This window comes from Streptomyces sp. NPDC088387 (assembly GCF_044753385.1).
In the GTDB taxonomy this organism is placed as follows: domain Bacteria; phylum Actinomycetota; class Actinomycetes; order Streptomycetales; family Streptomycetaceae; genus Streptomyces.
In genome coordinates, this window is record NZ_JBIVNC010000015.1 from 197,642 (window position 1) to 223,145 (window position 25,504).

Sequence of the window (25,504 nt, forward strand, 5' to 3'; positions counted from 1 at the left end):
GGGTGTGGCACGGTCGCGCTCTTGGAGGTGTCGGATGCGGGCACGGAAAAGTTCCCGCGGATTTCACAGGGGCTCGCTCACAAGGGAGTCGGGGATCCTCCTGCTGCGGGCACGCCGTACGACCAACGTCAGCAGGACCGGGAGAAGCAGCGCCTGCACGGCGACCACGAGCCAGAACGTCCGCGCCGAACCCAGCGCCTCCGCTCCCGCGTACAGCTGGCCGCCGATCACTCCGCTGCCGAACGCGCCGATGCCCGCCGCCAGTCGCTGCCGGCCGAAGACCGTGGCGGGCGCCGCGCGCGAACGGGCAAGGGCCGCAAGGTCGTTCTTCAGGAACAGCACCACCTCGCCCAGGCACATCAGCGCGGCTCCCACACCGATGCCGGCATGACCGCCTCCCGCGATCACCGCCGTCCCGGCCGCCATGCTCCCGAAGCCCACCTTGACGGCCCCTTGGTAGGAGAGCGCGGCGATCCACCGGGAGAGCAGCGGCTGGGCGACGACCAGGAGGCAGGCGTAGCCGGTGAGCACCGCCGCGTAGTAGCCGGCCGAGGTGCGCGGGACGGCGTACAGCGCCAGGTAGTGCTGGAAGAACATAAAGACGTAGACACTCAGCACGGTCACGGCGAACGGCGGCGGGCCCTCGTCGCGATGGGGCGGCCGGTCCGGGTCGCCGGGGGCCGGGGGAGGCGCCGTGTGCTCCGTCGGGCGGGGCAGGAGTGCGTGGCCGGCGCCCACGAGGGCGAACAGCGCGGCGACACAGGCGAAGACCACGGTCGGCGAGCCGAGGATCAGCGGGGCCGCGGCGGGCGGGCCGAGGGCGATGCCCGCGTTGAAGGCCGAACTGCTCGCCGACAGCAGCCGGGGTCGGTCCGTCTCCTCGGCGCCGGCCACCAAGTACGCCTTGTTCGCGGGGAGATAGAGGGCCGCGCCGCAGGACACCAGGAGGAGCGCGGCGATCGCGAGCAGCGGGCTGCGCATCCCCGGCACAAACGCCCCGAACCCCACCGTACGCACGGCGAGGGCCGTGAGCATCGTGGCCCGCAACCCGACGCGCGCGGCCAGCGCGCCCGCCACCACACCGCCGGAGAACTGCACCAGCGAGGCCACGGCCAGCACCGCGCCGACCGTGCCGAGCCCCAGCCCGAGCCGCTGGTGCAGCAGCACCGACATGTACGGCAGCACGGCGAAGCTGCCCAGGGTGATGAGGAACGAGGCGGCCAGCAGGAAGGCCCGGGGGCCCGTGACCCGCCGGCCGCCGGTTCCGGCCTTACGGGCCACTGTCGGCGACGACGGCGGACACCCGGGTGGCCGCGCTCCACGCCCGGTGCTGCGCCAGCTCCGCCGTGCCGGCCTCGGCCAGCACGATGCCGGTGCAGCCGCGCTGGTCGCCCACCGGCGGCAGTGAGTCGCCCGGCGCCCTGGTCGGATACCAGCGCACGTTCCCGGGGAAGGCGGCCAGCTCCTCGATCCCGTGCCAGCCCTTGAGCACACCGGGCCGGTCCGCGTAGACGAGGACGAAGGCGTACCCGCGTCCGGAAGGAGTGAGCGGTGTGTCCATCAGGGCCGGTCTGCGGCCCAGTGCCTCCTCCATCATGGCGGTGTAGACGTTGGTGCCGAGCGCGCCGCACAGCACCTCCCCGACCAGGGCTCCGCCGATCCGGCGGTTGATCTCCACCAGTTCCGGACCCCGCCCGGTCAGGATGAACTCCACGTGTGCGAAGCCGCTGTGATGACCGGCCGTGTGCAGGACGTCGCCGACCCAGCGCTCGATGCCGTCGAAGTCGTCGGGCGGCAGTGCCACGGGGAAGGCGGCGGCCTCCTCCCGTACGGCGGGCTGCCGGGACGTCTGCCGGCTGAGGACACCGAGCAGCCGGGTGGCACCGCCCCAGCTGAGGGTCTCCGCGCTGTACAGCGGCCCGGCGAGGAACGCCTCCGCGAACAGCTCACCCATGAACCGCCGGCCGCCCGCCTCGGCGAGGGCGCCGCGCAGAGCCTCCTCGTCGTGGGCGATCCACACGTTGCGGGACGACGTGCCGGACGAGTCCTTGAGCACCGCGGGCAGGCCGACCGCCCGCACCACCGCGTCGGTGCTGTCCGGATGCGCCGCGACCCGCACGGCACCACCGCGGCTGAGCCCACTGCGGTGCAGGAGTTCGCGCACCCGGTACTTGTCCCGCAGCAGCCGTACGGCCGAAGGATCCGGGCCGTACAGCCCGAACTCGGCTGCGAGGTCGGCGGCGGGCACGCTCCACGTGTCGGTGCTGTTGACCAGACCGGCGAGCCCCGGGAGGGCGGCCAGCGCGCGGCGGGTCGCGGACGGGTCGAAGGTGTCGACGTCCACGACGGTCAGCGCGCCGTCCGGCAGGGTGGCGAGTTCGTGCCGGTAGACGGACCGGTCCGCGGTGAGCAGGCACAGCTCGTGTCCGGTCGCGGCGGCCGCGGCGGCCATGTGGCCCAGGCCGAAGGACAGGGATTCCAGGGCGGCGACGGTCATGGAGTCACCTCGACGGCGGGCAGGGGCTCGGAGCAGGTACCGGTGGCGGACGTGCACGGATCGCCCGCCCGGACGGACGCCGGATCGGGACGGCGTCCCCACTCCATCGCCGACCAGGGTGGACGTAACTCGTCCAGCGAACGGATGGGCCGGGGCCGCAGGGTGCGCATGTCCAGGGCCTCGGTGTGCCGGGCGAAGACCCGGTCCGCATAGCGGTGGCCGGTGTCGGCGCCCAGGACGAGGTGGAGCCGGTCGGGGTCGCGGGCCGCCTCCCAGGACGTCACCAGATGGGCGGCCCCGGTCGACAGCCCCGCGAAGACCGCGTGCTCCTGCAACAGGCCGATCGCACCCGCCATCGCGTGCCGGAAGTCCAGCCAGTGCATGGTGTCGTACAGCTCGTGCCGCACGTTCTCGAACGGGATGGAACTCCCGATGCCCGCGATGATCGCGTCGGGGTCACTGAAGTGCTCGCTGCCGAAGGTGACGCTCCCGAACGGCTGGATCCCGGCGAGACGCACCGCCCGCCCCGACTCCCGCAGCGCCCCGACCAGACCGCCGGTGGACGCCCCCGTACCGACCGCGCCGACGACCGTCAGGGGGGTGTCGGGCAGTGACCCGGTGACGAGGTCGGCGAACTCCCGGTACCCGGCGTAGTGGATGGAGTCGTGGTACTGCCGCATCCAGTGGAAGTCCGGCCGCTCGGCCAGCAGTTCGCGGATCCGGCGCACCCGGAGCTCCTGGTCGAGCCGGAGACTCTCGGACGGTGGCATCTGGTCGACCGTCGCGCCCAGGACCTCCAGCTGCGCCCGCATGACCGAGTCGACGGTCGTCGATGCCACGATGTGACAGCGCAGGCCGTACCGGTGGCAGGCCATGGCGAGCGCCAGGGCGTAGATACCGCTGGAGCTGTCGACGAGGGTCTGTCCCTCGACGACCCGTCCGCGGCGCAGCAGCGTACGGACGGCGCCCAGGGCCGCGTACACCTTCATCGTCTCGAACCGGGCGAGCACGACGTTTCCGCCGAGCCGGATCAGGTCCGGGGTCTTCATGGCATCGGTGATGTGGTCGTGAACGAGGTCACGGGTGAGAGCGTGTTTCCCGTCGTGCGCAGACATGGTGTGCCGATCCTCCGGGGCTGTGGGGTGCCGGGGTGGTGGGTCCGCGGACAGAGCTCCGACGCGCGGGCGGACTCCGCTGTGTGCTGCTGCGGCGCGTGGCGCTCGTCGGTGGGCCCCGCGCGGGTCCGTGTCCGGGAAGCGCCGGTGCTCCGGTCACTTCCTGCGCCCGCGGACGATCAGCCGCCGCGAGTGGTTGTCGTACGCGGAGCCGTCGAAGCCGCCGAAACACTCCACGTCCGCGAAGCCCGCCGTCACGAACAGGTCGTGCAGCTCGGCCGCGCTGTACAGGTACGACGTCAGGGACGCCGTCCGCGCCGAGTCGCCCCGCACCAGCGTCCAGTCGGTCCGCAGCCGGCGCCAGCTGTCGAGGACGACGTCCCGCTGCACCACGTAGGAACCGTCCGGGAGGTCGACGGCCTGGGGACGTCCGATCCAGCCGGCCAGCACCTCCTTGCCCATCAAGTCCACCAGCAGCTGACCGCCGGAGGCGAGGCTCTCCCAGGCGTTGCGCAGCACCCGCAGGTTGTCGTCCGGGTCGTCGAAGTAACCGAACGACGTGAACACGTTCAGTACGACGTCGAAGGCCTCGGGAGCGGTGTACGTGAGCATGTCCTCGCGCACCAACCGCACCTCGGCGTCGGCCCGTTCGCACGCCTCCCGGGCCCGCTCCAGCATCGGCGCGCTGAGGTCGACGCCGGTGACGTCGTACCCCCGGGCGGCCAGCGGCACCAGGAACAGACCCGGTCCGCAGCACAGGTCGAGCACCCGGGATCCGGGCGGGAAGTCCAGCAGCGGCGAGGTGGCCACCAGGCCGGCGACGGACTCCGCCCGCTCCGGGGAGAACATCGTGGGCGCGAAGTCGGACCACAGGGAATCGTCCTCGTACCACTGCAAGACGCTCGGCCTCCTCCTGGACCCCAAGGGCCCTTCCGGCAGCTCCTGACACTCGTGTCGTCGCAGTAGTCGGACGGCGGCGGCCGCTGGTTCCCGGGTTCTCAGGGGGAGTTGTGCGCGTGCGGCTGCGGAATGACGACGACCCCGCACACGGGGGTGTGCGCGGGGTCGTCGCGCGGCGGGGCTGAACTCGGTTCTGTGTCCTCGGAGTTATGGCATGGTCGTCACGTAGGCCCGCTCGATCGTCTGGACCAGGGTGTTGCCCGCCCGGTCCGTGAGGTGGGCGCGCAGGGAGACGGATCCTGCCTGTGCCGGGTGTTTCAGGGAGAGGTGCGTGCCGCCGACGGACTTGGTGGGCTGCCAGGTCGCTCCGTCGTCGTACGACACCTCGAACGCGAGCTTCGTGGGCCGCTGTCCGGCCGCCGCGCCCTCGATGCGGAAGGGGACGGTGAACCGCTCGCCGGCCTTGGCCGTGCTGGCCAGGCTCAGTTCGGGGGAGTAGCGGATCACCGAGAGCGGCTGTGTGACGAAGTCGCCCTCCTCGCTCGTCCGTGCCGAACGGAACGTCCACTCCGCGTGGACCCTGGTACTGACCGCGTACACCGCCGGGTCACGGGTGTTGTCGACGGTCAGCCGGTAGGCGGTGTCCGCGGCGGGGACGGTGTACTCGGTGACGCCGTCGGTGGGCGGGATACCGTAGTCGTCGGGGATCTCCCTGCCGTCCGCCTCCAGCTTCGTGGTCACCGAGGTGGTGCCGCTTGTGCCCCAGTGCCCCGCGCCGTCGCCGAACAGCGGCAGATAGGCCCGCAGAAGGTTGCCGTGCCGGGCGACCCCGGGGAAGCCCCGGCTCGGTCCAAGGTCACCGGCACCGTTGAGCGTCGGCCCGAACACACCTACGTTGAAACGCTCCTGATAGGTGCGGCCCGCCTTCCAGGTCTGCGGCATCCGCATGAGGAAGTTCTCGAAGGTGGAGTCCTCGCCCTCGCCCGACACGGACCAGCTGCGCGCCGACCACTCGATGCCGTTGTCCAGGACGTACTCGGTGCTCCGGAACGGCAGGCCGCCCCGCAAGTCGGCGAAGCTGCGCACCGGTTCACCGGAGGCGGTGTGCGCGGAGAGCTCGACCTGGACGCGCCGGCCGTCGACCGGTTCGCCCACCTCGAAGTCGATCCGCGCGAGCTGCTGCCGCCGGACATGAGCACTGAAGCCGTCGAGATTCGCGCCCCGGTCCCAGCCGAGGTGATAGGAGACCGGCCGTCCCTGCGCGTCCATACGGGTCCAGCCGCCCGCGAACAGGGCGTTGAGCCCCTCCACGGGCTCCCCGGAACCGAGCCGACCGAACCGCGAGCCGGTGAAGGTCGGCATCAGGTACTGGAGGGAGGCGTCGTCGAGTCCCTCACCTCGCGCGAAGCCGACGGCGACGACGGCATCGGTGTTCCGGGCCGCAGTGTCCGGCACCTTGACGTCCATCGGTGCGGCCCGGCGGCCGTCGACGGTGACGGTGGTGTCCTTGTCGAGCCGCAGCCTGGGCTGCACCAGGACGGCGTGCGTGGCGGACTCGATGCCCGGGTGGATCACCCCGCTGAGCGTGTAGTCGTCCTTCGGCAGCCGTACCGTCAGTTCGCCGTCCTGCTCGTCGGCGTAACTGTCGTAGAAGTCACCGACGAGGCTGGACACACCGGTGGCGGCGTCTCCGGTCGGCTCGCCGTTCTCGTCGATGTGCTTCAGCGTCAGGCTGTACGACTCCACCTCGCGCTCCACGCCGACAGCGGTCCGCACGTGGACCCCGCCGTCCGCGGACACGGCGGAGACGGATCCGCCGAAGCTGCCGTCGGCGGTACCCGCGCTGGTGTCGGCCGTGACGTCGGCACTCGCCTCGCCGCCCGCCGGGACGGTGAGCCGGCGCGGCGACACGGCGAACATGCCCTCGGCGGCGGGCCTGCCGTCCACCGCGAACGCGTCGACGGACAGGTCCAGGGTGACCGGCCCGGTACCGAGGTTGCGGTAGGTGACCTGCTTGGTGACGGGCTCGTCGTCGCCGTGCGGCCACTGCTGCCTGCCGAAGCCGATCGACTGCTGCTCGGAGACCACACCCTGGTCCAGCGCCCGCACCAGGTCGGTCCGCCCGGTGCCCTGCTGGTACGCGCTGTACGGGCCCGGCTTCGCGGACGCGGTCAGCACCGACTTGATGCGCTCACCCGTCCACTCCGGGTGCTGCTGGGCGAGCAGAGCGGCGGCTCCCGCGACATGCGGGGTCGCCATCGACGTACCGTCGAGGGTGACATAGCCGGGGGCTTCGGAGGGGAACTCGGCCTCAAGAAGGCTGCCGGCCGCCGCCGCGGCGGAGATGGCCACGCCGGGCGCGGTCAGGTCCGGCTTGACCCCGCCGTCGCCGACGCGCGGACCACGGCTGGAGAACTCGGCGAGCCGGTCGGACTTGTCGACCGCGCCCACGGTGAGCGCGGCGTCCGCGGTGCCGGGTGAACCGACGGTCCGCTCGCCGAACTCGCCTTCGTTGCCGGCCGCGATGACGAAGAGGGCGTCGCTCTCGGCGGAGAGCCGGTTGACGGCCTCCTCCATCGGGTCGGTGCCGGGTGTGTCCGCGCCGCCGAGGCTGAGGTTGACGACATCGGCGCCCTGAGCGACCGCCCACTCCATGCCCGCGATGACTCCGGAGTCCGCGCCGGAGCCGAAGTCGTCGAGGACCTTGGCGTTGAGGATCTTCGCGCCCGGGGCGACGCCCTTGAACCTGCCGTGCGACCTGGCGCCCGTCCCGGCCGTGATCGACGCGACGTGTGTGCCGTGACCGTACTTGTCGGCGGTGCTGCCGGAGTCGGTGAAGTCCCGTGCGCCGATGACCTGCTCGGCCAGATCGGGGTGGCCGGTGTCGACTCCGGTGTCCAGGACGGCGACCTTGACGCCGGTGCCGTCGAAGCCGGCGGCCCAGGCGGTCGGGGCACCGATCTGCGGGACGCTCCTGTCCAGGCTCGCCCTGCGCCTGCCGTCCAGCCAGACCTTCTCCACCGCGGTGGCTTCACTGAGTTCCGCGGTGCCGTCGGCGGAGTCGGTCACGGCGTTCCAGAAGTCGTCGGCGCGCTTCTTCACGGGCCGCATCGACGTGCCGTTCACGACGCGCAGCTCGCGGCCCACCCGGGCCCCGGCCGCGGTGAACGGGCTCATCGACGGAGCCTTCTTGCCCTTGAACGTGACGATCAGCGGTACGTCGGACCGGCCCGCGTCGTCGTAGCCGTCCGCCAGGAGCTGGGTCACGTCGAAGAGGCGTGGGTCCAACCTGTCCTGCGCGAGCAGCAGTTCGGCGTCACCGGGGACGACCCGGGTGTGCCCGGCGACCTTCCGCACCGAGAACGGGACGTCCTCGCGGCCTGCCGCGCGCTGGACGCCGGTGACCTGGCCGTCGGCGTCCACAAGCACCCGGTCGCCGGTGAGGAGGGTGACGGTCCGCACGGGCTTCGTCGACGGGTGGGTGACACTGCCGTCGACGCCGGTGGGCAGGGTTGTCGCGCCGGCCGGTAGGCCGCCGAGGACGAGAGTCAGGGACGCGGCCACGGCGGCTGCCAGGGCACGTCTGCGTCGTGTGGGTAACTGCATCTGAACTCCTGCTGATTCGGATGGGGTTGCGGACAGGGGTGGGATGGATGGGGATGGGTGGGACGGGGGAGGGGGCGCTGGGGGAGGGGGCGTCGACCGACTACGGCGCTGCCGGACCGGTGATGAGACGTCCCTCGAAGTCGTACGGCCAGACATTGGGGACGCAGCCGTGCATGCCCTTGATCTGCTGCATCATCGCGGGGGCCGGTTCGCCCTCACCCGGGCACGTGACGTGACCGTGGCCGAGGAAGTGACCCACCTCGTGGTTGATGACAAGCGCCCGGTACGCGGTGACGTCCTTCGCGTAGACGGGGGTCGCCCGTACCCAGCGTTCGAGGTTGACCATCACGTTCTGAGCCACGCTGCAATTGAGGTCGCCGCCGGTGTCGAGGCCGTACTGCCCGCAGATCTCGTCGACCGTCCCCGGAGTGGCGACCTTCACCACGAAGTCGGTGGGGCCGCTCGCGACGCGCTGGAAGGCGGAGTGACCGTCGGCCGTCCAGCCGCGCGGGTCACCGAGGATGCGCTCGACCTGCTCGGCGGTCTCCGAGGGGGAGAGGTTGATGCCGTCCTCGACGTCGACCCGGTAGCGCAGGGCCGTTCCCTCGCCGGCCTTCGCGCTGCCACCGGAGGCGGTGGTGAAGGTGCCGGGGCCGTTCTGGGGGAGGTCCTGCGGGGAGGGCGACCCGGTGGGGCTCGAAGAGGGGGACGGAGAGGGGGAGTTGGACGGTCGTGTGTCGACCGGCCGGGGTTCCGTCGGGGCGCTGCGTTCGGCGCGGGCGCCTGGATCGGCCTCCGTCAGCGAGTCCTCCAGGTCGGCGGGCAGCCCCGCCACCACCGCGCAGCCGACGCCCGTGAGAGCGGCCGAAACGGCCAGGCCGCTCACCAGGAACCCCCGCTTGCCGTTCCGTGGGGTGGCGTGAGCGGATCCCTTGCGGCGGCGATGGGTTCGAGACGTCGGCTTTCCGGTCTGAGCAGTCACGATCAATCACGGTGTTATCGCAATGTGATCAGAATGGGCTCGAAAGATAACGGATGGATAACGCGGTGTGGGTGGCGGGTGGCGTTTGGTGAATGGTGGCCGGGTGGCCGGGTGGCCGGCCATGACCGAACCCGTCCATATGATCGTCCGGTAACAGTTTCCCGATCCGGCTTACGGCTTCCCCACACGGCACTCGGATACTGAGCCATGCCACGTGTACTGCTGATCGAAGACGACCGCGCCGTCCGGGAAGGTGTCGCCCTGGCCCTGCGCCGGCAGAGCCATGACGTCGTCGCCACCGAGACGGGCGAGGAGGGGCTGGACCGGCTGCGGTCCTTCCGGCCGGACATCGTGGTCCTCGATCTGATGCTCCCCGGCATGACCGGGCTGGACGTCTGCCGCGGCATCCGCAACGTCGACCAGACCCTGCCGATCATCATGGCGACCGCGCGGGGCGACGAAGTGGACATCGTTGTCGGTCTGGAGGCGGGAGCGGACGACTACGTCGTCAAGCCCGTCACCGCCCGTGTGCTCGACGCCCGTATCCGGGCCGTACTGCGCCGGGCGGGCGGGACGCCGGCCGGGGCGGGACTGCCGAAGATCGACACCTACGGTGAACTCGCCGTCGACCGGGCGGGCCTGACCGTCTCCCTGAACGGCACGGCGGTCGCCCTCGCCCCGTCCGAGATGCGGCTGCTGCTCACCCTCTCCGCGTCGCCGGGCCAGGTCTTCAGCCGTCAGCAGCTGCTGGAGGCGGTGTGGGAGCACGACTACCACGGGGACGCCCGCCTGGTGGACGCCTGTGTGAAACGGCTGCGCACGAAGATGGACGAGCCGCCCCGGGCACCTCGCTACATCCACACCGTCCGCGGGTTCGGCTACCGGTTCGCGGCACAGTGAAGAGGCGCAGGGCGGTCGGCCGTCCCGACGCGGTGGAGACGCGCAAGGCGGTCGGCCGTCCCGACGCGGTGGAGACGCGCAAGGCCCGCGGTCGTGCGCGGTTGCCCCGGCTGGGAGGTCTGCGGGCCCGACTGGTCGTGGCGTTCGGGCTCGTCGCCGCCGTCGCGGCCGCCACCACCGGCGCCCTCACCTTCCGCGAGGCGCGCATCGGTGTGCTCCAGCAGAGCCAGGACGCGGTGATACGGCAGCTGCGGTTCCAGGTCGCCGAGCGCGCCCCCGATCTCGCGTACCCGCCGGACGAGGAGGCGTTGCGGCGCTTCGCCGGGGCCGTGGCGGACACCGAGGGAGGCGGCGGCTGGCGGGTGCTGGCCGTGTACGAGGACCTGAGCGGCGCCTCCACTCCCGAGTACCCCTTTCCGGAGCTGACGCCCGCCGTCCGCGAGGCCGTCGGATCCAGCCGGGCCACCGTGTTCCAGCGGGTGCGCAGTGGCGATCACAGCTCGCTCGTCGTCGGTATGACGGTCACCTTCACCGCGCCGGAGATGCCGGACGTCCCCACCGGGGTGCAGGTCTTCCTCGTCGTACCGCAGACCACGGAGCAGGCCTACGTCGACGCCCTGATCACCGCCGTCCAGCGGGCCATGGTGCCGGCGCTGGTCCTCGCCGTGGTGCTCGCGCTGCTCGCCGCCCGCACGGTGCTGCTGCCGGTACGGGCCCTGCGCCGCGCCACCCGCAGTATCGCGGAGGGCCGGCTGGACACCCGGCTCGCGGTCGACGGCTCCGACGAACTCGCCGACCTGTCCCACACGTTCAACGAGACCGCCGCCGCGCTGGAGTCGTCCGTGGCCGAGCTGCGGGAGATGGAGTCCCGGGCCCGCCGGTTCGCCGCGGACGTCTCGCACGAACTGCGCACTCCACTCGCCGCGATGTCGGCGGTGACGGACGTCCTGGACGAGGACGCCGCCGGACTGGATCCGGACACGGCCACCGCGGTACGGCTCATCAGTGCGGAGACCGTCAAACTCGCCGCCCTCGTCGACGACTTGATGGAGATGTCCCGCTTCGACGCGGGCATGGTGGTCCTGCATCTGGACGAGATCGACCTCGCCGAGTCGATCCGGCGCACGCTCGCCTCGCGCGGCTGGTCGGACACGGTGGAGACCCGTCTGCCGCCGCCCGACGTGCTGCGTGGACGTGTCGACCCGCGCCGGCTCGACGTGGTGGTCGCCAACCTCGTCGGCAACGCCCTCAGACACGGCGCCCGTCCGGTACAGGTGTCCCTGGCCGTGTCGGGCGCCGACCCCGCGCGAGCGGAGGCGGTCGTCGAGGTGCGGGACCACGGCCCCGGCATCCCCGCCGAGGTACTGCCACACGTCTTCGAGCGGTTCTACAAGTCGGACACCGCCAGGACGCGCTCCGAGGGCAGCGGGCTGGGCCTCGCGATCACCGCCGAGAACGTCCGGCTGCACGGCGGTACCGTCCACGCGGCGAACCATCCCGGTGGCGGCGCCGTCTTCACCGTTGTCCTCCCGCTACGACGGGACGAGTCGTCGCAGGAGAACGGATCATGAAGGCCAGGCACCTCGTCACGCTCCCCCTGACGGCGGTCGCGCTGTCCACGCTCGCCTCCTGCGGTATCCCGCCCACCGGAGTGGTGGAGGCCGGGGGACCCGCGAGCGGGATCGTCCCGGTCACGCCGGTCTACTTCGTCCGCGGCGACACGCTCGTGGCGGTGCCCCGTCCCACCGGCAGCCCCGGGGACGTGGCCGCGGCCGTGGACCTGCTGCTGCTCGGCCCCACCCCCAACGAGCGGAGCGACAGCCTCACCTCGGCCTTCTTCGCGGCACCGACCTTTGCGCCGCCGCCCCCGACACCGCCCGCGACCGACGCGCCGACCCCCGACGCGCCGACCACCGACGCGGCGCCGGAAGCCGCGTCGGACCGGCCGATCGTGCAGGTGGAGCTGAACACGATCACGATCGAAATGCCGTATCCGGTAGGCAAGTTGGGCGAGCCGGCAAGATGGCAGCTGATCTGCACGGCGGCAGCGGCACACCGGATCGGCTCATGGCACGCGGACGAGGTGACGGTCCGGCTGATCGACGGCATCGGCCCGCAGATCACGGAAACGGACAGTGGCTGTCCCGACTGGTGAAGAACGCGGACCGGTCGGGAGGTGGGCTCTGCCGTCCCCACCGGTGGGGCTGGGGATCCGGGCTGTCGGTGGGCTCTCGTATGCTGCGGGAACAATGAGCGAAGGTGAGCCCGGCAGACGGGTGATTGACGGCCGGTTCGAGCTTCAGGCGCGGCTCGGCGGCGGTGGCATGGGCACGGTGTGGCGGGCGCAGGACCTCGTCCTGGACCGGGCCGTGGCCCTGAAGGAAGTGCGCCCACCGGACCCGGGACTCGCCGAGTACGATCCCGAGGCCGCGAAGCTGCTGCGCGCCCGCGTGCTGCGCGAGGCCCGCGCCCTGGCCCGCGTCGACCATCCGAACGTCGTGACCATCCACCACGTGGTGGACGGCGGTGAGCACACCTACCCCTGGCTGGTCATGGAACTGGTCACCGGTGGATCGCTCGCCGACCGGCTGGCCCGCGGCACGATGGAGCCGCGGGAAGCCGCGCGCCTGGGCCGGGAGCTGCTCGCCGCGCTGCGGGTCGCCCACGCGGCGGGGATCCAGCACCGGGACGTGAAGCCCGCGAACGTCCTGCTGCGTCCCGACGGACGTCCCGTGCTGACCGACTTCGGAATCGCCGCGATCCGCGAGTCGACCGTGCTGACCATGACGGGGTCCGTGATCGGAACGCCCGACTACATGGCCCCGGAGCGGATCTCCGGCGCCCAGGGCGGCCCCGAGTCGGACTTCTGGTCGCTCGCGATGATGCTGTACGTCGCCGTCGAGGGCAACCACCCCCTCCAGCGGGGCAGCACGCTCGCGACGCTGGCGGCCGTCCTGAGTGAACCGCTGCCGCCGCCCCGCCAGGCAGGCGTGCTGACTCCCGTGCTCGATGCCGTGCTGGTGAAGGACGCGGCCCTGCGGCCCGGTGCGGACGCCATCGAGGCGATGCTGCTCCAGGCCGAGACCCAGCCGGACACCGCGCCCGGGGCCGCCCACGCGCCTGCCCCGGGCACCCTGCCGCCCCGGCCCACGGACATCGGGGCGACCTCGTACAACCTCGCGCCTCCGCAGCCGGGGACCGCCGGTCCGGAGGCGGCCCCCGCCGACGCGGTACCGGATGCCGGCCCGCCGTCGGGCTTCGGTCCCCCCTCGGTCAACGACGCCCCGCCGTCGGGCTTCGGACCTCCCTCGGTCAACGACGCCCCGCCGGCCGGGAGTCCGTACGGTCCGCCTCCGCAGGGCGGGACCGGTACACCACCGCGGCCGGGCGCCCGCGACGAGCGGGCCCGGAAGCGGATTCGCCGGATGGCGGTCGGGTCCTCCGTCGTGTCGACCGTGCTCGTCGGTGTAGTCGCGTGGAGTTTCCTGCCGGACGGCGGCGACGGGTCCGACAACAACGGTGCGAAGTCACCGGAGTCGGTGTCCAGCAAGTCCGGCACACCCAACACACCCGACCCGACGAAGACGGCCGAAGTCCCCGCGGGATCCGGCGACTCGGAGGAGTCCGAGGAGCCCGGCGGGGAGGAGACGGCGGAGCACGACCTGCTGAACCCGGAGGGGATCCGGACCGCGGTGGCGGCGATCAAGAAGGCGTCGGGCACGAACCGCATGGCCAACCTGAGTGTCTACCAGGAGTACGTCCTGGCCAACGTGATGGTCGACGGCAGTGACTCCCGGTGGACCACATGGTCCTACTGGCCGGACCGGGGGGCGACGAACGACGACATGAACGGTTCCGTGACCCCCCTACAGAGTGTCTTCGTCGTCGACGACTTCAACTGGGATGCCGTCCCCGGCCTGTTCAAGCGGGCGGAGAAGGAACTCAACGTGAAGGACGAGACCTCGCGCTACATCAACGTGGAAGGCGCCAACCCGATCTCCGGCGATCCGATGGGCATGACGTTCTACATCGCCAACGACTTCCGGCAGAGTGGTCACCTGGTGGCCGACAACACCGGCAAGGTGCTCAGGGCCTACCCCAACGAGGGCGACTGACGCCCCTCGGCGTTCAGCCCTCGGGGTGCAGCAACCCCCGCTCGTACGCCTTCGCCAGCCGCTGCGGCACCAGGTGGGCGACGCCGTCGATGGTGACCGGCACCAGCTGTGGTGTGGTCGCCTTCCACTGGGCGCGACGGTGACGGGTGTTGCTGCGGGACATCTTCCGCTTGGGCACGGCCATGGGGTCCTCCGGTGCGAGCCGATGGGAACGGTGGGCTGCGCGGAACGCTACATGAAAATGGATCCCATTACGAACAGTGCCGGATTCCGGCTTCGGCGATGACAGATCGCCCCGCCCGCCCTGATCCCGCCGATTGTGGGTACCCGCAGGCCCTACAGACGTGTGGCCGGCCGGCACAGGCATCGCGCCGGCCCGCGAACGCGACAGACGGAGGTGAGCGCGATGACCCACACATCACCTGGCCACGTCGGTGCCGCCGGCGACACGCACGGCTCCGCCTCGGCGCCCGTCGGCGAGCTGGTGTCCCTGGCCTCTCAGCAGCTGACGGAGCTGGTGCGGGGGGAGTTGAAGCTGGCGCAGGCCGAGATGGTCGAGAAGGGCAGGCACTACGGCAGGGGTGGCGGCCTCTTCGGCGGCGCCGCCCTGGTCGGCGTACTGGCCCTCCAGGCGCTGGTGGTGACCGCGATCGCCGCCCTGGCCGTGCCGTTGCCGGTGTGGGCCTCGGCGCTGATCGTGACCGCGGTGCTGGGTGTGATCGCCGCGGTGCTTGCCGTGCGGGGCAAGAAGCAGGTCACCCGTGCCGCGCCGCCCGCACCCGAGCAGACCATCGACAGCGTGAAGGCCGATGTGGCCGAGATCAAGGAGAGTGCGAAGCGATGACCGAGCCCCATGACAAGCAGGCCCCGGCCACTCCCGAGGAGTTGCGTCGGCACGTCGAGGAGACCCGCCGGGAACTGGGCCAGACGATCGGGGACCTGTCGGACAAGGTCGACGTCAAGGCCCGCGCCCAGGAGAAGGCCCACGATGTCAGGCAGCAGGCCGCCGCCAAGGCCGAGGCGCTGAAGACCAAGGCGGCCGTGGTCGCGCACCAGGTACAGGACGCCGCGCACCAGGTGCAGGACAAGGTGCCCGACTCCGTGAAGGGCAAGGCCGCCCAGGCCACGGGACAGGCGAAGTCCGGAGCCGCCCGCGCCACGGACCTGATCCACGAGAAGACGCCGGACGAGATGCGGGAGAAGGCGGCCATGGGGGCGCAGGTGGCGCGGAACAACCGCACCCTGCTGCTGGCGGCGGCAGTGGGCGGCTTTGTCCTGTGGCGGGCACTCCGCCGGACCAGGAAGTAGCTGTCCCGAACCGCGGTCGGCCGGGCCGAACCCGGCGGACCGGCCCGGACGTTCGCCCCGCTGGAGTGGCTCCAGCGGGGCGATTCGGCGTCGGCGGCCGGTACGCCCGGGCCGCTCGCCAAGCGTCAGAACTTGCTGGTGCCGACCGCGAAGTTGGAGAAGTACGCGTGGACGTCCTTCTTCGGGCCCCAGCTGGTGTCGTGACCGCCGAAGAAGGTGGAGAAGAACACCCCCTTGAACGGGATGCCGCTGATGCCGGGCGCCGCGTTCTGCTGGAGCACCTGGCGGCCGTCGTACCAGACCGTTATCTGGCCGGTCGAGCGGTTCACCGACTGCTGGATGGTGTGTGTCTTGTTGTCGGGGGAGAAGCTCCAGGAGCCGAGGCCGATGTCCTTGCCGTAGCCGTCACCGGCCGGGGTGTAGACGTACACCTCGCCCTTGCTGCCGTTGCGGAACATGAACCGCGTCGACCAGGCCTGGCCGTGGTTGCCGCCGCTCGCCTCGCCCGGATTTCCGCCGTAGAGGCCGGGCAGTTTGCCGCCCAGGCCGAAGTCGAAGCCGGTGGGGAAGCGGATGTCGTACTTCAGGTAGAGCGTGGTGGCGTTGCGCAGGGCGCCGTTGCCGTTCTTGTCCAGGTTCTGGTAGAACTGCCCGCCGCCCGAGGTGGGGCAGTTGGTGCAGGACGGGGCCGAGGAGCCCTTGCCGTAGAAGGCGTCGAGCGTGGCGCCGCTCGCCTTCAGCGTGCTGCCCATTCCCCACTCTCCGCTGCCGTCGACGCCCCAGGCGCTGCGCCAGGATGAGGACGGGAAGCCGGAGAACGTACCGGACCAGGAGGCGGCGGGGGCGGCCGGTGCCGCGCCGGCCTCGATCGCGGAGACCGAGAGCAGCAGGCCGCCGGTGGCCGCGAGGGCGAGCAGCGTCCTGCGCGACCGTGACGTCATTTTGGACATGCGTGGTCCTTCCCTGGAGTGGGGGGTTGCCGTGGGGGCAGAGCGATCGAAATTGGTCCGGACCAGTCACCTGGGGTGCGCTCACCGTAGGGGCAGCTCAGTCGCCATTCAAGACCCCAAATGAAATTTCTGTATGTGAACGCGAGGTTACGGAGAAAGCGCCCGCCATGGACGTCCATGACGGGCGCTCGGTGATCAGGCAACCGTGCTCTGTGTACTGATCAGGTCGGCCACCGCGTCGAGCCCGCCCTCGGCGAACGCGGCGCGCTGCCGGTCGGCGCCGGTTCCGTTCTGGATGAGCCGGTGGACCAGGGCCGTCACCTGCCGGGTGTCGTCGGAGGCGTTGAGCGCCGGCGTGATGTGCGTCAGCAGCCCGCGTACCACCTCGGCGGCGGGGCGTTGGGTGCCGTCGGGGTCTAGCAGGGTGCCGCCGAGACCGTGCCGGGCGGCATGCCACATCGCGGCCTGGAGCAGCTCCGGAGCGTGCTCGGGCAGGGGCGCCCCGTCGGCGGTCTCCGCCAGTGCCGTCTCCACGAGCGCACGGATGATCCCGGCGAACATCACCGCGTCGTCCGCGTCCAACTGCACGTCCAGGCAGCGGATTTCGACCGTGGGATGACGCGGGGAGAGCCGGATCTGCCAGTACACCTGACCGGTGTCGCTGATCAGCTCGGCGTCGACGAGTTGCCGCACCCGCCGGTCGTGGTCGGCGACATCACGGAAGGCCGGCGGTATACCGCTGACCGGCCAGCGGCCGAACACCACCGTGCGCCAGCTCGCGAAGCCGGTGTCGTGGCCGTCCCACAGCGGGGAGTTGGCGCCCATCGCGGTCAGGACCGGCAGCCAGGCCCGGAGCCGGTTCAGTACCTGCACGCCTTCCTCGCGGCCGGGCACGGCGACGTGGACGTGCATCCCGTTCACCAGCTGCTCCGCCACGAGCTGGGGCGCCTGGGTGAGCATGGCCTGGTAGCGGTCGTTCTCCGTGACCGCCTCGGGGCGGCTGTGCCGCAGCGGCGCCGTCCCGCAGGCGGCGATCCGGAAGCCGTACTCCTCCGCGGCCGCACCGAGGGCGTGCCGCAGCCGCAGCAGATGCCCTCCGACCTCGTCGAGGGCGCCGCACACCGGCGTGGCCACCTCGATCTGCGCCTGGAGGAGTTCGTACTGCACCTCGTCCTCGTCCAGCATGTCCCCCAGCCCGGCGGCGACACGTACCGTGCTCGCCTGCGGCACCGGCAGCCCGGCCACCGGATCGAGCAGCAGGTATTCCTCTTCCACCCCGAGTGTCGTCATGACCGCCCTCTGTGTGACCGGCCTGTGCCCGCCCGACTGCGGGACCGCGCGCGGTCGTGCACCGGCGAGTACCCGCAACCGCGGTCCCGACGCGTACGGTCACCGAGGGCCGGTCAGGACGCCGGTCGGCCTCCGGGCCGCAGGACGTGCTCCATCAGGAGTTCGTACGACCGCAGACGGTCCGCGAGCTCGTAGACCGGGGTCACCACCATCAGTTCGTCCGCCCGCGTCGCGTCCACCAGACCCGCCAGCCGTTCGGCGACGGTCTTCGGTGCGCCGTAGGCCTGGGCGGCGTTGAAGGCGGCCAGCGCCTCGGCGTCCTGTGCGGAGAACCGGTGTGCCGCCGCCTCCTCACGGGTGGGGAACGGGAAGTCGCCGCGCCCCTTGAGGAGGGCGGCCTTGACGACGTTCATCGGACCCGTGAGCCGGACCGCCTCCTCGTCCGTGTCCGCACACACCGTCTCCACGCACACCAGGACACGCGGGCGCTCGCACCAGCGGGACGGCGTGAAGTGCTCGCGGTAGTGGGCGAGGGCGGCGAGGGTGTTGTCGGGGCGGAAGTGGTGGGCGAAGGCGATCGGCAGGCCCAGTTCCGCGGCGAGCGTGGCACCGGCCGTGCTGGAGGACAGCAGCCAGGGCTCGGGCAGCGGGCCGAGGGCGACCTCGTCCACCAGGAAACGCAGCGTCGCGGTCACGTCGGCGCGGTACTCGTCGTCCGTCGTCGGGTCGGCCCCGCGGCGCAGGGCACGGGCGGTCGGCTCGTCGAGGGTGCCCGGCCCGCGTCCGATACCGAGGTCGATCCGGCCGCCGTGCAGCGCGGCCAGCGTGCCGAACTGCTCCGCCAGCGTGATCGGAGCGTGGTTGGGGGCGAGAACGCCCCCCGAGCCCAGGCGGAGCGACGACGTCAGCGCGGCCGCGTGCGCGGCGAGGATCACCGGCGGGAACGCGCCGATGGCCGGGGAGTGGTGGTGCTCGGCGTACCAGAGGCGCGTGTAACCGAGGGCTTCGACGCGTCGGGCGAACGCGGTGGTGTCCAGCAGGGTGTCGACGGCTCGGGCACCGCTCTGGACCATCGCCACTTCGAGTGCCCCGACAGGAATGTTGATCATCGGGTCAGTATAGGAACGGGCGGGTGGCCGCCACGGGTGCTTTTCGCATGGGTGCTGTTCGACGGAGGCGGCCCAAGTCGGCCGGTCCGCCGCTGATACGATCTTCGGCCATGGTGGCAAGGGAACCGACCATCGTCGCGACCTCCGGCGGACATCGGGTCGGAGGGCGTACCAGGGTGGAGTTCGACGCCCTGGTGCACCACGCGGTCGACCTCTCCGGAGTGCACGGCCGACGCCCGCGCATCATGTACGTCGGCACCGCCATCGGCGACGCGGAGCACTTCACGACCCGGATGACCGAGGCCGCACGGACCGCGGGATTCGACCTCACACCCCTGCACCTGTTCCCCATGCCCAACGTGGACGACGTCGAGGGCGCGGTCCTCGACCACGACGTCGTGTGGGTCATGGGCGGCTCCGTGGTCAATCTGCTCGCGGTGTGGCGGGCCCACGGCCTCGACGGCATCATGCACCGGGCCTGGCGGTCCGGCGTGGTGCTCAGTGGGGTCAGCGCCGGCTCGATCTGCTGGTTCGAGGGCGGCGCGACCGACTCCTTCGGGCCGGAACTGCGCCCCGTGACCAACGCCCTCGGATTCCTGCCGTACGGCAACGGCGTGCACTACGACTCGGACGCGGGACGGCGCCCACTGATCCACCGGCTCGTGGCCGACGGCACCCTGCCGACGGCCCACTGCACGGACGACGGGGTGGGACTGGTGTACCGCGGCACGGAGTTGGTGGAGGCCGTCGCCGAGGTGGCCGGCCGCGGCGCGTACGTCGTCGAACGCGACGGCGACCGAGCGGTGGAAGAGCGCGTCGAGCCGCGCAGACTGCCCACGCCCGGACGCTGAGCGAGCTGCCGGACGGCACGATGTGAGGTCTCTCCACGAGCGGACGGGCGTATGTGGCAGTGCTCACTCCGGTACGAGGAGACGTTCTCCCGCCGCTCCGCGGGGCACCCGGCGTTGCACACGAGCGCTCGGAAGCGACGAGTATGGAGACGGGCATGCACGGCGGCCCACCGGTGAGGAGGCGGGCACATGCTGGGTCCGAAGAACACGGAGTCGGCGCGGACCGGGTCGGCACGGGCGGTTCCGTCGGCACCGGCGGTCTCTCCTGAGGTGACCAGCGCCTTGGAGGCCATCGGGACGGGCGCCTACGTCGTCGACGAGCAGGGCCGCATCCTTGCCGTGAACCACCGCGCCGAGCAGCTGCTGGACCGGAAGGCCGGGGACCTCCTCGGTCAGGACGCGCACCACCTGCTGCACCGCGGACCGCACGGCCGCCCGTTGCCCCGCACCCAGTGCGGGATGCGCCAGGTCCTGCACACCGGGCTCACGGCCCAGGCCGACGAGGACTACTTCGCCCGCGGCGACGACACCGTGCTCCGGATCTCCTGGCTGGTCACACCGTACGTACTCGGCGGGGAGAACGGCACACTGGTCGTCTTCCACGCCCCCGAAGCCCGGGCGAGGGCCGACTCACCGCCCGCGACGGCGGGACAGCCGCTCCCGGAACTCGAACGGCTGGCCCTGCTCGCCGAGACGACGTCCCGGCTGACCTCCACCCTCGACGTCGACGAGGCACTGCGCCGACTGGTGTCCCTGGTGGTGCCGCGACTCGCGGACTGGGTCGTCGTCGACCTGATCACCGAGCGGGACGAGGTGTGGCGCAAGGTGGTGGCGCACGGCGACGGCGCGACCACGGTGTACCGCGACGACCTCCAGGGCGCGATGCCCCCGATTCCGGAGGAGTCACCGATGCCGCTGTCCAGAGCCCTGCGCGGCGTCGCCTCCACACTGACCGGCCCGCAGGCCTACGCGCAGGAACCGGACTCCGGCATCGCCGTGGAGCAGCGCCACCTCTTCGGCGCCACCCGTATGCACTCGGCGGCCATCGCGCCCCTGCACAGCACCCGCGAGGTCATGGGCGCACTCACCCTCGGCCGCACGGAGAATCCGGTGCCCTTCGGGCACACCGACCTCTCGCTGCTGGAGGACATCGCGCGCCGGGCCGGTTTCGCCCTCGACAACGCCCGCCTCTACCAGCGTCAGCGCAAGGTCGCCGAGACCATGCAGAAGCATCTGCTGCCTCAGATGCCCCACGTGCCCCACCTGAAGACGGCGGTCCGCTACGTGGCCGCTCCCGACGCGTCCCAGGTGGGCGGCGACTGGTACGACGCCTTCCCGCTGTCCGACGGCTCGACCGCCCTCGCCATCGGCGATGTCGCGGGTCATGACCTGGAGGCCGCCGCCGGCATGGCACAGGTGCGCAACATGCTGCGCGCCTACGCGTGGTTCGAGCAAGAACCGCCCAGCCGGATCGTGGAGCGGCTCGACGAGGCGATCCAGCACATCACGGACGTCACCATGGCCACCATGATCTTCGCGCGGATCGAGCCCGGCGAGGACGGCCGCTGGCAGCTGTCGTGGACCAACGCGGGCCACCCGCCGCCCCTGCTGGTCAGCCATGACGGCCTGGCGCACTACCTCACCGACGGCCACGGCATCCTCCTCGGCGCCAACAGCGACGCTCCCCGCCCGGACGCGCACGCCACCCTGCCGCCCGGATCGACCCTGGTCCTCTACACCGACGGCCTCATCGAGGTGCCGGGCCACCACCTCGACACCGGCCTGAACCGTCTGCGCAAACACGCCGCCGCCCTCGCCCACCGCCCCCTCGCGGCCTTCACCGACGAACTGCTGCGCCGGGTGCGGTCCACAGACAACGACGACGACGTGGCCATGCTGGTGCTGCGCACACCCGGCTAGGGGCACGGCCGGCCCGGCTGGAGGGAAGCCCGGCCTCCCCGCCGTGGCCGGTGGACGCGTGGCGGCCTGTGCGACCCAAGGGGTTCTCTGGTCAGCCGTCCCTCAACACCCTTAGGATTCCGGGGTCTTCCGTGTTCGGAGTTCCTCGGCCGTCGGCCACCGGACACACGACGACGGCACCGCGTACGGCTCAACAACCGCATACGTGCGTGACCGGGGGAAGCCGGTGGGAATCCGGCGCTGACCTGCAACCGTGAGCGGCCGCAAGGCCGCGAGTCGGGCAACCCGGCGCGTGCGGAGAACCGCTTCCCACTGTCATGGTCTACAGCGTGGAGCCGCCGCCGGACGCGGGTCGTCCCGGGCTGCGCGCTGTGGGTCGCCCTGAGCAGAAAGGCTCAGCCGTGAACCGCACCGAAACCCACCGCACTCAGTCCCGCCGCACGGAAACCCACCGCCCCCAGACCCGCGGCACTCACGCCCGCCGCACCCTCGTCGCCGCCACCGCCCTGGGACTCGCCCTCGCCTCCGCGCCGGCCGTCGCGCAGCCGCAGGGCGTCACCGACACCAACGCCCCCGTCAAGGTCGGCCTCACCGTGCAGGGCCCCGACGGGCTCCTCTTCAACGGGAAGATCAGGACGAAGGGGCACGACGTCACCACGGCGACCGGCGGCACCCACAGATGCGACGGCACCAACGGCGGGGCGCACCCCACCGCCGTACCCACACCGACGGCGGCCCTCGACGACGCAGCCCGCAAGCGGGGCTTCACCTGGGACGGCACCTGGTACGCGTCGTTCGACGACTTCTCGGTGGACACCATCAAGAGCGTCAGCGGCGGGGGCGTCGCCTACTGGAACATCTCGGTCAACGGCACGTCCACGCCGGTCGGCGGCTGCCAGTTCGAGCTGAACGCCGGTGACCAGGTGGCGTTCACCTGGACGGCCTTCTGATCCGTCAGCGCCGGGGCACGTCCGGGAACGGGCGTGCCTCGTCCGGCGTCACCGCCTCGCCGGGCCGGACGCCGTGAAGGACACCGGCCAGCACCTCGGCCCCGCGCACGACACGGGGCCCGGGGCGGTTGAAGTACGCCGGGCCGTCGAGCACCCAGACCTGCCCGGACCGCACCGCGGGCAGGTCCGACCAGCCCGGCAGACGTGTGAGGAGATCGGCCTCCCGCAGGGTCCGCTCGGGCGGGAACCCGCACGGCAGCACCAGCACCACGTCCGCCTCCGCCGCCCGGACCTTCTCCCAGGTCATCGGCTTGGTGTGCTCGCCCGGTCCGGCCAGCAGCGGGGTGCCGCCCGCCGCCGCGATCTGCTCGGGCACCCAGTGCCCGGCGGGCCACAGCGGGTCGAGCCACTCCACGGCCACCACCCGCGGCCTGTCCCGTCCGGCGACCGCCGTACGGACCGTGTCCAGCCGGGCCCGCAGCGAAGCCCGCCGCTGCTCGGCGCGCTCCCGCACACCGAGCAGCTCACCCACGGTGACAAGACAGTCCAGTACGTCGTCGAGGGTGCGCGGCTCCAGACTCAGCACACGGGTGTCCGCGTCGAGCAGCCGTACCGCGTCGCTGACCTTCTCGTACGACACGGCGCACACGTCACACAGGTCCTGGGTGAGGATCACGTCCGGACGCAGGGCGGCCAGCATCGCGGTGTCGAGCGTGTAGAGCGACGACCCCGAATGCGCCGAACCGCCGACCGCGTCCGAGATCTCCCTGCTGCTCAGGGCGTCCTGGTCCAGGTGCGCCCCGGTCACCACCGGCACCGACGCCACGTCCCGCGGTGGCCAGTCGCACTCGTGGGTGCGGCCGACCAACTGCGCGGCGAGGCCGAGTTCGGCGACGATGTCGGTGGCTGCGGGCAGCAGGGAGACGATACGCATGTCCCGACACTAGAGGGCGGGCACAAACGGCATCACTCGTCACGCAGCCCAGCGCACGGCGATCGTGTCACCCACGGACACCACGGTGCCCCGGGCGGCGGTCGTGAACGCCGAGCCGTCGAGGCTCACCTTCCAGGTGTTCGAGCCGCTGTTGGCCTTGCCGTTGACCGACGTGATCGTGCCCGTGCCGGAGGCCGGGGCGACCGAGGTCACACAGCCCGCCGGGGTGGCCGCGCTCGTCGCCGCGTCGAGAACCGCGCCCAGCGTGGTCGTCGTACCGGTCGGTGTGACGGCGACCGAGCAGACCTTGAGACCACCGGCACCGTCGTCCACGGTCAGCGCCAGCCTCGTCGCCGTACCGGAGGTGAACGCGCCCTGGCCCACCCACTGCGGCGCGCCCGCCGTGACCGGGACGGGCGGCGTCGACGTGAAGCCGCCGCCGGCGACCGCGCGCAGGCCGTCGATCGACGCGTACGCCGACGGACTGGTGTCGCTCGGCAGGTACTTGAAGCCGCCGCCCGGGTTGAACTGCTGCGCGATGAGGAAGTCCACCGGCGTCTTGCCCATCGTGGTGAGGAAGTCACCGGTCTGCGGGTTGATGCCGCAGGCGTTCAGACCCGACACCGCCCAGCCGTTGGAGTCGGTGTTGACACCGAACATGGCGTTGAACGCACCGCTGTTCGCGATCAGCTTGCTCTTCAGGAACGCCTTGGCCTGGGTGATGTCGGTGTCCGTGTTCGGCACGCCCGACACACACAGGGCGGCCATCGCCGCGCCGGTCATGTCGATGTCGCTGGTCTTGCCCAGCTCGGTCGGACTGCCCTCGGCCTTGCTGAAGTTCCAGCCGCCGTCGTTGTGCTGGTTGGCGCGGATCCGCGTGATGATCGCGTCGCGCAGCGCTTGTGGGATCCGGACCTGCCCCGACTGGGTCTTCGCGCCGTTCAGGGCGAGGGCCGCGAAGACCGTGCCGTTGAAGTTGGCCGACGGGCCGAAGTAGCCGGGCTCGGCGGTCTGCCAGTAGCCGTACATGTCGGCGAACAGGTTGCGGGAGGCGGAGACCCGGGCCGGATCGATGCCGGCGGCATAGGAGTTGAGCGCCGCGCGCTCGTAGTCCGTCACGACGGGGGAGGCGGACGGCCAGCCGCTCGTGGACAGCAGACCGCGGTAGACGGTTCTCGCGTTCTTGGTCGCGTCACCGCCGGGCGTGACATCGACGGCGGCGGTGCCCGCGGCGGCGAACGCGCTGAACGCCCACTCGTTGGACAACCCCGCACCGGCGTACGAACCGTCCGCCGCCTGAAGGGACTTGAGGTAGGCGACGCCGTTGGTCTTCGACGTGGCGATCTGCGCCGGCGTGGCGGTCGCCGCGGCGGGCAGCGCGGTCAGGGCGAACGCCCCGAACGCGGCCACGGCGGTGACGGCGGAACGGCGGACGGACGGGGTCGTGGTACGGCGGACGGACAGGGCTGCGGTACGGGACATGGCCTGCTCCTGGGATGAGGGACGCCGGCCTGACCCGGGCCGGACCGCGTGGAGCGTGGCGGGAGCAGCGGGCATGGCCGCCGTCCGAAACGCGTGGACCGGCTACCGGGAATGCTTCACCGTGCGGGCATTCGGGCTCGGTCCGGCCCTCTGCCGTCCCATACCGCTGCGCGTCAGCCCCGGACTCCCACCGGGTTCCCCCACTCGGCAGTGCGGGACGGTACCCGAGCCGTCGCGGCCTCGCCAGAGGCGCTCCGGTCATTGTCCGCACCGCCCGGACCGCTCCTTGACGGTCCCTGTGAACCGTGTTCAAATCCGGTCGATACGCAATGAGTTCCAGGGGAAGCCGGTCGAATTCCGGCGCTGACCCGCAACCGTAGGCCCGGCCGAGCGCCGGGTGAGCCGGAATGCCTGGAGCGTGATCCACAGCAACAGACGCCGTCGCGGACTACGGCGTGGTGCGACCGGCTTCCGTGTGCCAGGGGACTCCCCTCCGCCGCTGGAGCGCTCAGCCACGTGTGCCCGCGCCGGTTCAGGCGAAGGGGGCAGCGGTGGGGACCGTGGAGCGAAGAGGCGGACGTACGGGTGGCGGACC

At 71.6% G+C, this 25,504-nt stretch carries 21 protein-coding genes and 3 riboswitches; of the genes, 9 read left to right on the plus strand and 12 right to left on the minus strand.

Annotated elements, in window-relative coordinates:
• Positions 1-63: 63 nt before the first annotated feature.
• The 6 genes from ACIQAC_RS32710 to ACIQAC_RS32735 all read right to left on the minus strand — a co-directional run bounded on the left by ACIQAC_RS32710 (position 64) and on the right by ACIQAC_RS32735 (position 9,100).
• Positions 64-1,281 carry an MFS transporter gene (locus ACIQAC_RS32710; RefSeq protein ID WP_402197513.1) on the minus strand — a complete coding sequence of 406 codons (1,218 nt, stop codon included), beginning with the start codon at positions 1,279-1,281 and terminating at the stop codon, positions 64-66.
• Complete coding sequence (locus tag ACIQAC_RS32715; RefSeq protein ID WP_402197515.1) at positions 1,271-2,497, minus strand: ATP-grasp domain-containing protein; 1,227 nt, start codon at positions 2,495-2,497, stop codon at positions 1,271-1,273. Before ACIQAC_RS32715 ends, ACIQAC_RS32710 begins: the two co-directional genes overlap by 11 nt.
• Positions 2,494-3,612, minus strand: coding sequence for a pyridoxal-phosphate dependent enzyme (locus ACIQAC_RS32720; protein ID WP_402197518.1), 1,119 nt, complete (start codon positions 3,610-3,612; stop codon positions 2,494-2,496). The genes ACIQAC_RS32715 and ACIQAC_RS32720 overlap by 4 nt, the downstream gene beginning before the upstream one ends.
• A gap of 156 nt (positions 3,613-3,768) precedes the next feature.
• Positions 3,769-4,509 (minus strand): class I SAM-dependent methyltransferase, encoded by a 741-nt coding sequence (locus ACIQAC_RS32725; protein WP_402197520.1) that lies wholly within the window; start codon positions 4,507-4,509, stop codon positions 3,769-3,771.
• A gap of 210 nt (positions 4,510-4,719) precedes the next feature.
• Positions 4,720-8,118, minus strand: a complete 3,399-nt coding sequence (locus tag ACIQAC_RS32730; protein ID WP_402197522.1) for a S8 family serine peptidase — start codon at positions 8,116-8,118, stop codon at positions 4,720-4,722.
• Positions 8,119-8,218: 100 nt separating this feature from the next.
• Positions 8,219-9,100, minus strand: a complete 882-nt coding sequence (locus ACIQAC_RS32735; RefSeq protein WP_402197524.1) for a DUF3152 domain-containing protein — start codon at positions 9,098-9,100, stop codon at positions 8,219-8,221.
• 207 nt (positions 9,101-9,307) lie between these two features.
• On the opposite strand from ACIQAC_RS32735, the gene ACIQAC_RS32740 reads away from it, so the two are divergent.
• The 4 genes from ACIQAC_RS32740 to ACIQAC_RS32755 all read left to right on the plus strand — a co-directional run bounded on the left by ACIQAC_RS32740 (position 9,308) and on the right by ACIQAC_RS32755 (position 14,115).
• Positions 9,308-10,000, plus strand: coding sequence for a response regulator (locus ACIQAC_RS32740; RefSeq protein ID WP_402197526.1), 693 nt, complete (start codon positions 9,308-9,310; stop codon positions 9,998-10,000).
• A 101-nt stretch (positions 10,001-10,101) separates the two neighbouring features.
• Positions 10,102-11,571, plus strand: a complete 1,470-nt coding sequence (locus tag ACIQAC_RS32745; RefSeq protein ID WP_402197595.1) for a sensor histidine kinase — start codon at positions 10,102-10,104, stop codon at positions 11,569-11,571.
• Complete coding sequence (locus tag ACIQAC_RS32750; protein ID WP_402197529.1) at positions 11,568-12,155, plus strand: hypothetical protein; 588 nt, start codon at positions 11,568-11,570, stop codon at positions 12,153-12,155. Before ACIQAC_RS32745 ends, ACIQAC_RS32750 begins: the two co-directional genes overlap by 4 nt.
• A 94-nt stretch (positions 12,156-12,249) precedes the next feature.
• A complete protein-coding gene (locus ACIQAC_RS32755) occupies positions 12,250-14,115 on the plus strand; it encodes a protein kinase (protein WP_402197531.1) in 1,866 nt (621 codons plus the stop codon).
• Positions 14,116-14,128: 13 nt separating this feature from the next.
• Here ACIQAC_RS32755 and rpmF read toward each other — a convergent pair whose 3' ends face one another.
• A complete protein-coding gene (gene rpmF, locus ACIQAC_RS32760; RefSeq protein WP_402197533.1) occupies positions 14,129-14,299 on the minus strand; it encodes a 50S ribosomal protein L32 in 171 nt (56 codons plus the stop codon).
• 222 nt (positions 14,300-14,521) lie between these two features.
• Between rpmF and ACIQAC_RS32765 the strand changes: the two genes are divergently transcribed.
• Positions 14,522-14,959, plus strand: coding sequence for a phage holin family protein (locus ACIQAC_RS32765; protein ID WP_402197535.1), 438 nt, complete (start codon positions 14,522-14,524; stop codon positions 14,957-14,959).
• Complete coding sequence (locus tag ACIQAC_RS32770; RefSeq protein WP_402197536.1) at positions 14,956-15,423, plus strand: DUF3618 domain-containing protein; 468 nt, start codon at positions 14,956-14,958, stop codon at positions 15,421-15,423. Before ACIQAC_RS32765 ends, ACIQAC_RS32770 begins: the two co-directional genes overlap by 4 nt.
• A 125-nt stretch (positions 15,424-15,548) precedes the next feature.
• Here ACIQAC_RS32770 and ACIQAC_RS32775 read toward each other — a convergent pair whose 3' ends face one another.
• The 3 genes from ACIQAC_RS32775 to ACIQAC_RS32785 form a co-directional block, all read right to left on the minus strand.
• Positions 15,549-16,373, minus strand: coding sequence for a polysaccharide lyase (locus ACIQAC_RS32775; protein WP_402197538.1), 825 nt, complete (start codon positions 16,371-16,373; stop codon positions 15,549-15,551).
• A gap of 195 nt (positions 16,374-16,568) precedes the next feature.
• Positions 16,569-17,663, minus strand: coding sequence for a glutamate--cysteine ligase (locus ACIQAC_RS32780; RefSeq protein WP_402197540.1), 1,095 nt, complete (start codon positions 17,661-17,663; stop codon positions 16,569-16,571).
• 113 nt (positions 17,664-17,776) lie between these two features.
• Positions 17,777-18,772, minus strand: a complete 996-nt coding sequence (locus ACIQAC_RS32785; RefSeq protein ID WP_402197542.1) for an LLM class flavin-dependent oxidoreductase — start codon at positions 18,770-18,772, stop codon at positions 17,777-17,779.
• A 110-nt stretch (positions 18,773-18,882) separates the two neighbouring features.
• Here ACIQAC_RS32785 and ACIQAC_RS32790 point away from each other — a divergent pair, with 110 nt between their 5' ends.
• The 3 genes from ACIQAC_RS32790 to ACIQAC_RS32800 all read left to right on the plus strand — a co-directional run bounded on the left by ACIQAC_RS32790 (position 18,883) and on the right by ACIQAC_RS32800 (position 22,493).
• Positions 18,883-19,623: a Type 1 glutamine amidotransferase-like domain-containing protein gene (locus tag ACIQAC_RS32790; RefSeq protein WP_402197543.1), complete on the plus strand. Its 741-nt coding sequence runs from the start codon at positions 18,883-18,885 to the stop codon at positions 19,621-19,623.
• A gap of 189 nt (positions 19,624-19,812) precedes the next feature.
• Positions 19,813-21,543: a SpoIIE family protein phosphatase gene (locus tag ACIQAC_RS32795; RefSeq protein WP_402197545.1), complete on the plus strand. Its 1,731-nt coding sequence runs from the start codon at positions 19,813-19,815 to the stop codon at positions 21,541-21,543.
• A gap of 216 nt (positions 21,544-21,759) precedes the next feature.
• Positions 21,760-21,830: riboswitch (cobalamin riboswitch) on the plus strand.
• Between the two features lie 219 nt (positions 21,831-22,049).
• A complete protein-coding gene (locus tag ACIQAC_RS32800; protein WP_402197596.1) occupies positions 22,050-22,493 on the plus strand; it encodes a DUF4430 domain-containing protein in 444 nt (147 codons plus the stop codon).
• A 4-nt stretch (positions 22,494-22,497) separates the two neighbouring features.
• Here ACIQAC_RS32800 and ACIQAC_RS32805 read toward each other — a convergent pair whose 3' ends face one another.
• Together ACIQAC_RS32805 and ACIQAC_RS32810 are read right to left on the minus strand one after the other, a co-directional pair.
• A complete protein-coding gene (locus ACIQAC_RS32805; protein WP_402197548.1) occupies positions 22,498-23,427 on the minus strand; it encodes a cobalamin-binding protein in 930 nt (309 codons plus the stop codon).
• A gap of 39 nt (positions 23,428-23,466) precedes the next feature.
• Positions 23,467-24,909 carry a hypothetical protein gene (locus ACIQAC_RS32810; protein WP_402197550.1) on the minus strand — a complete coding sequence of 481 codons (1,443 nt, stop codon included), beginning with the start codon at positions 24,907-24,909 and terminating at the stop codon, positions 23,467-23,469.
• Between the two features lie 125 nt (positions 24,910-25,034).
• Positions 25,035-25,110, minus strand: a riboswitch (cobalamin riboswitch).
• A gap of 139 nt (positions 25,111-25,249) precedes the next feature.
• A riboswitch (cobalamin riboswitch) is annotated at positions 25,250-25,321 on the plus strand.
• Positions 25,322-25,504: the final 183 nt, after the last annotated feature.

Coding starts and splice junctions, on each gene's coding strand:
- ACIQAC_RS32715 (WP_402197515.1), bottom strand. CDS start 2,497: ATGACCGTCGCCGCCCTGGAATCCCTGTCCTTCGGCCTGGGCCACATG.
- ACIQAC_RS32720 (WP_402197518.1), bottom strand. CDS start 3,612: ATGTCTGCGCACGACGGGAAACACGCTCTCACCCGTGACCTCGTTCAC.
- ACIQAC_RS32730 (WP_402197522.1), bottom strand. CDS start 8,118: ATGCAGTTACCCACACGACGCAGACGTGCCCTGGCAGCCGCCGTGGCC.
- ACIQAC_RS32740 (WP_402197526.1), top strand. CDS start 9,308: ATGCCACGTGTACTGCTGATCGAAGACGACCGCGCCGTCCGGGAAGGT.
- ACIQAC_RS32750 (WP_402197529.1), top strand. CDS start 11,568: ATGAAGGCCAGGCACCTCGTCACGCTCCCCCTGACGGCGGTCGCGCTG.
- ACIQAC_RS32755 (WP_402197531.1), top strand. CDS start 12,250: ATGAGCGAAGGTGAGCCCGGCAGACGGGTGATTGACGGCCGGTTCGAG.
- rpmF (WP_402197533.1), bottom strand. CDS start 14,299: ATGGCCGTGCCCAAGCGGAAGATGTCCCGCAGCAACACCCGTCACCGT.
- ACIQAC_RS32765 (WP_402197535.1), top strand. CDS start 14,522: ATGACCCACACATCACCTGGCCACGTCGGTGCCGCCGGCGACACGCAC.
- ACIQAC_RS32770 (WP_402197536.1), top strand. CDS start 14,956: ATGACCGAGCCCCATGACAAGCAGGCCCCGGCCACTCCCGAGGAGTTG.
- ACIQAC_RS32775 (WP_402197538.1), bottom strand. CDS start 16,373: ATGTCCAAAATGACGTCACGGTCGCGCAGGACGCTGCTCGCCCTCGCG.
- ACIQAC_RS32780 (WP_402197540.1), bottom strand. CDS start 17,663: ATGACGACACTCGGGGTGGAAGAGGAATACCTGCTGCTCGATCCGGTG.
- ACIQAC_RS32785 (WP_402197542.1), bottom strand. CDS start 18,772: ATGATCAACATTCCTGTCGGGGCACTCGAAGTGGCGATGGTCCAGAGC.
- ACIQAC_RS32790 (WP_402197543.1), top strand. CDS start 18,883: ATGGTGGCAAGGGAACCGACCATCGTCGCGACCTCCGGCGGACATCGG.
- ACIQAC_RS32795 (WP_402197545.1), top strand. CDS start 19,813: ATGCTGGGTCCGAAGAACACGGAGTCGGCGCGGACCGGGTCGGCACGG.
- ACIQAC_RS32805 (WP_402197548.1), bottom strand. CDS start 23,427: ATGCGTATCGTCTCCCTGCTGCCCGCAGCCACCGACATCGTCGCCGAA.
- ACIQAC_RS32810 (WP_402197550.1), bottom strand. CDS start 24,909: ATGTCCCGTACCGCAGCCCTGTCCGTCCGCCGTACCACGACCCCGTCC.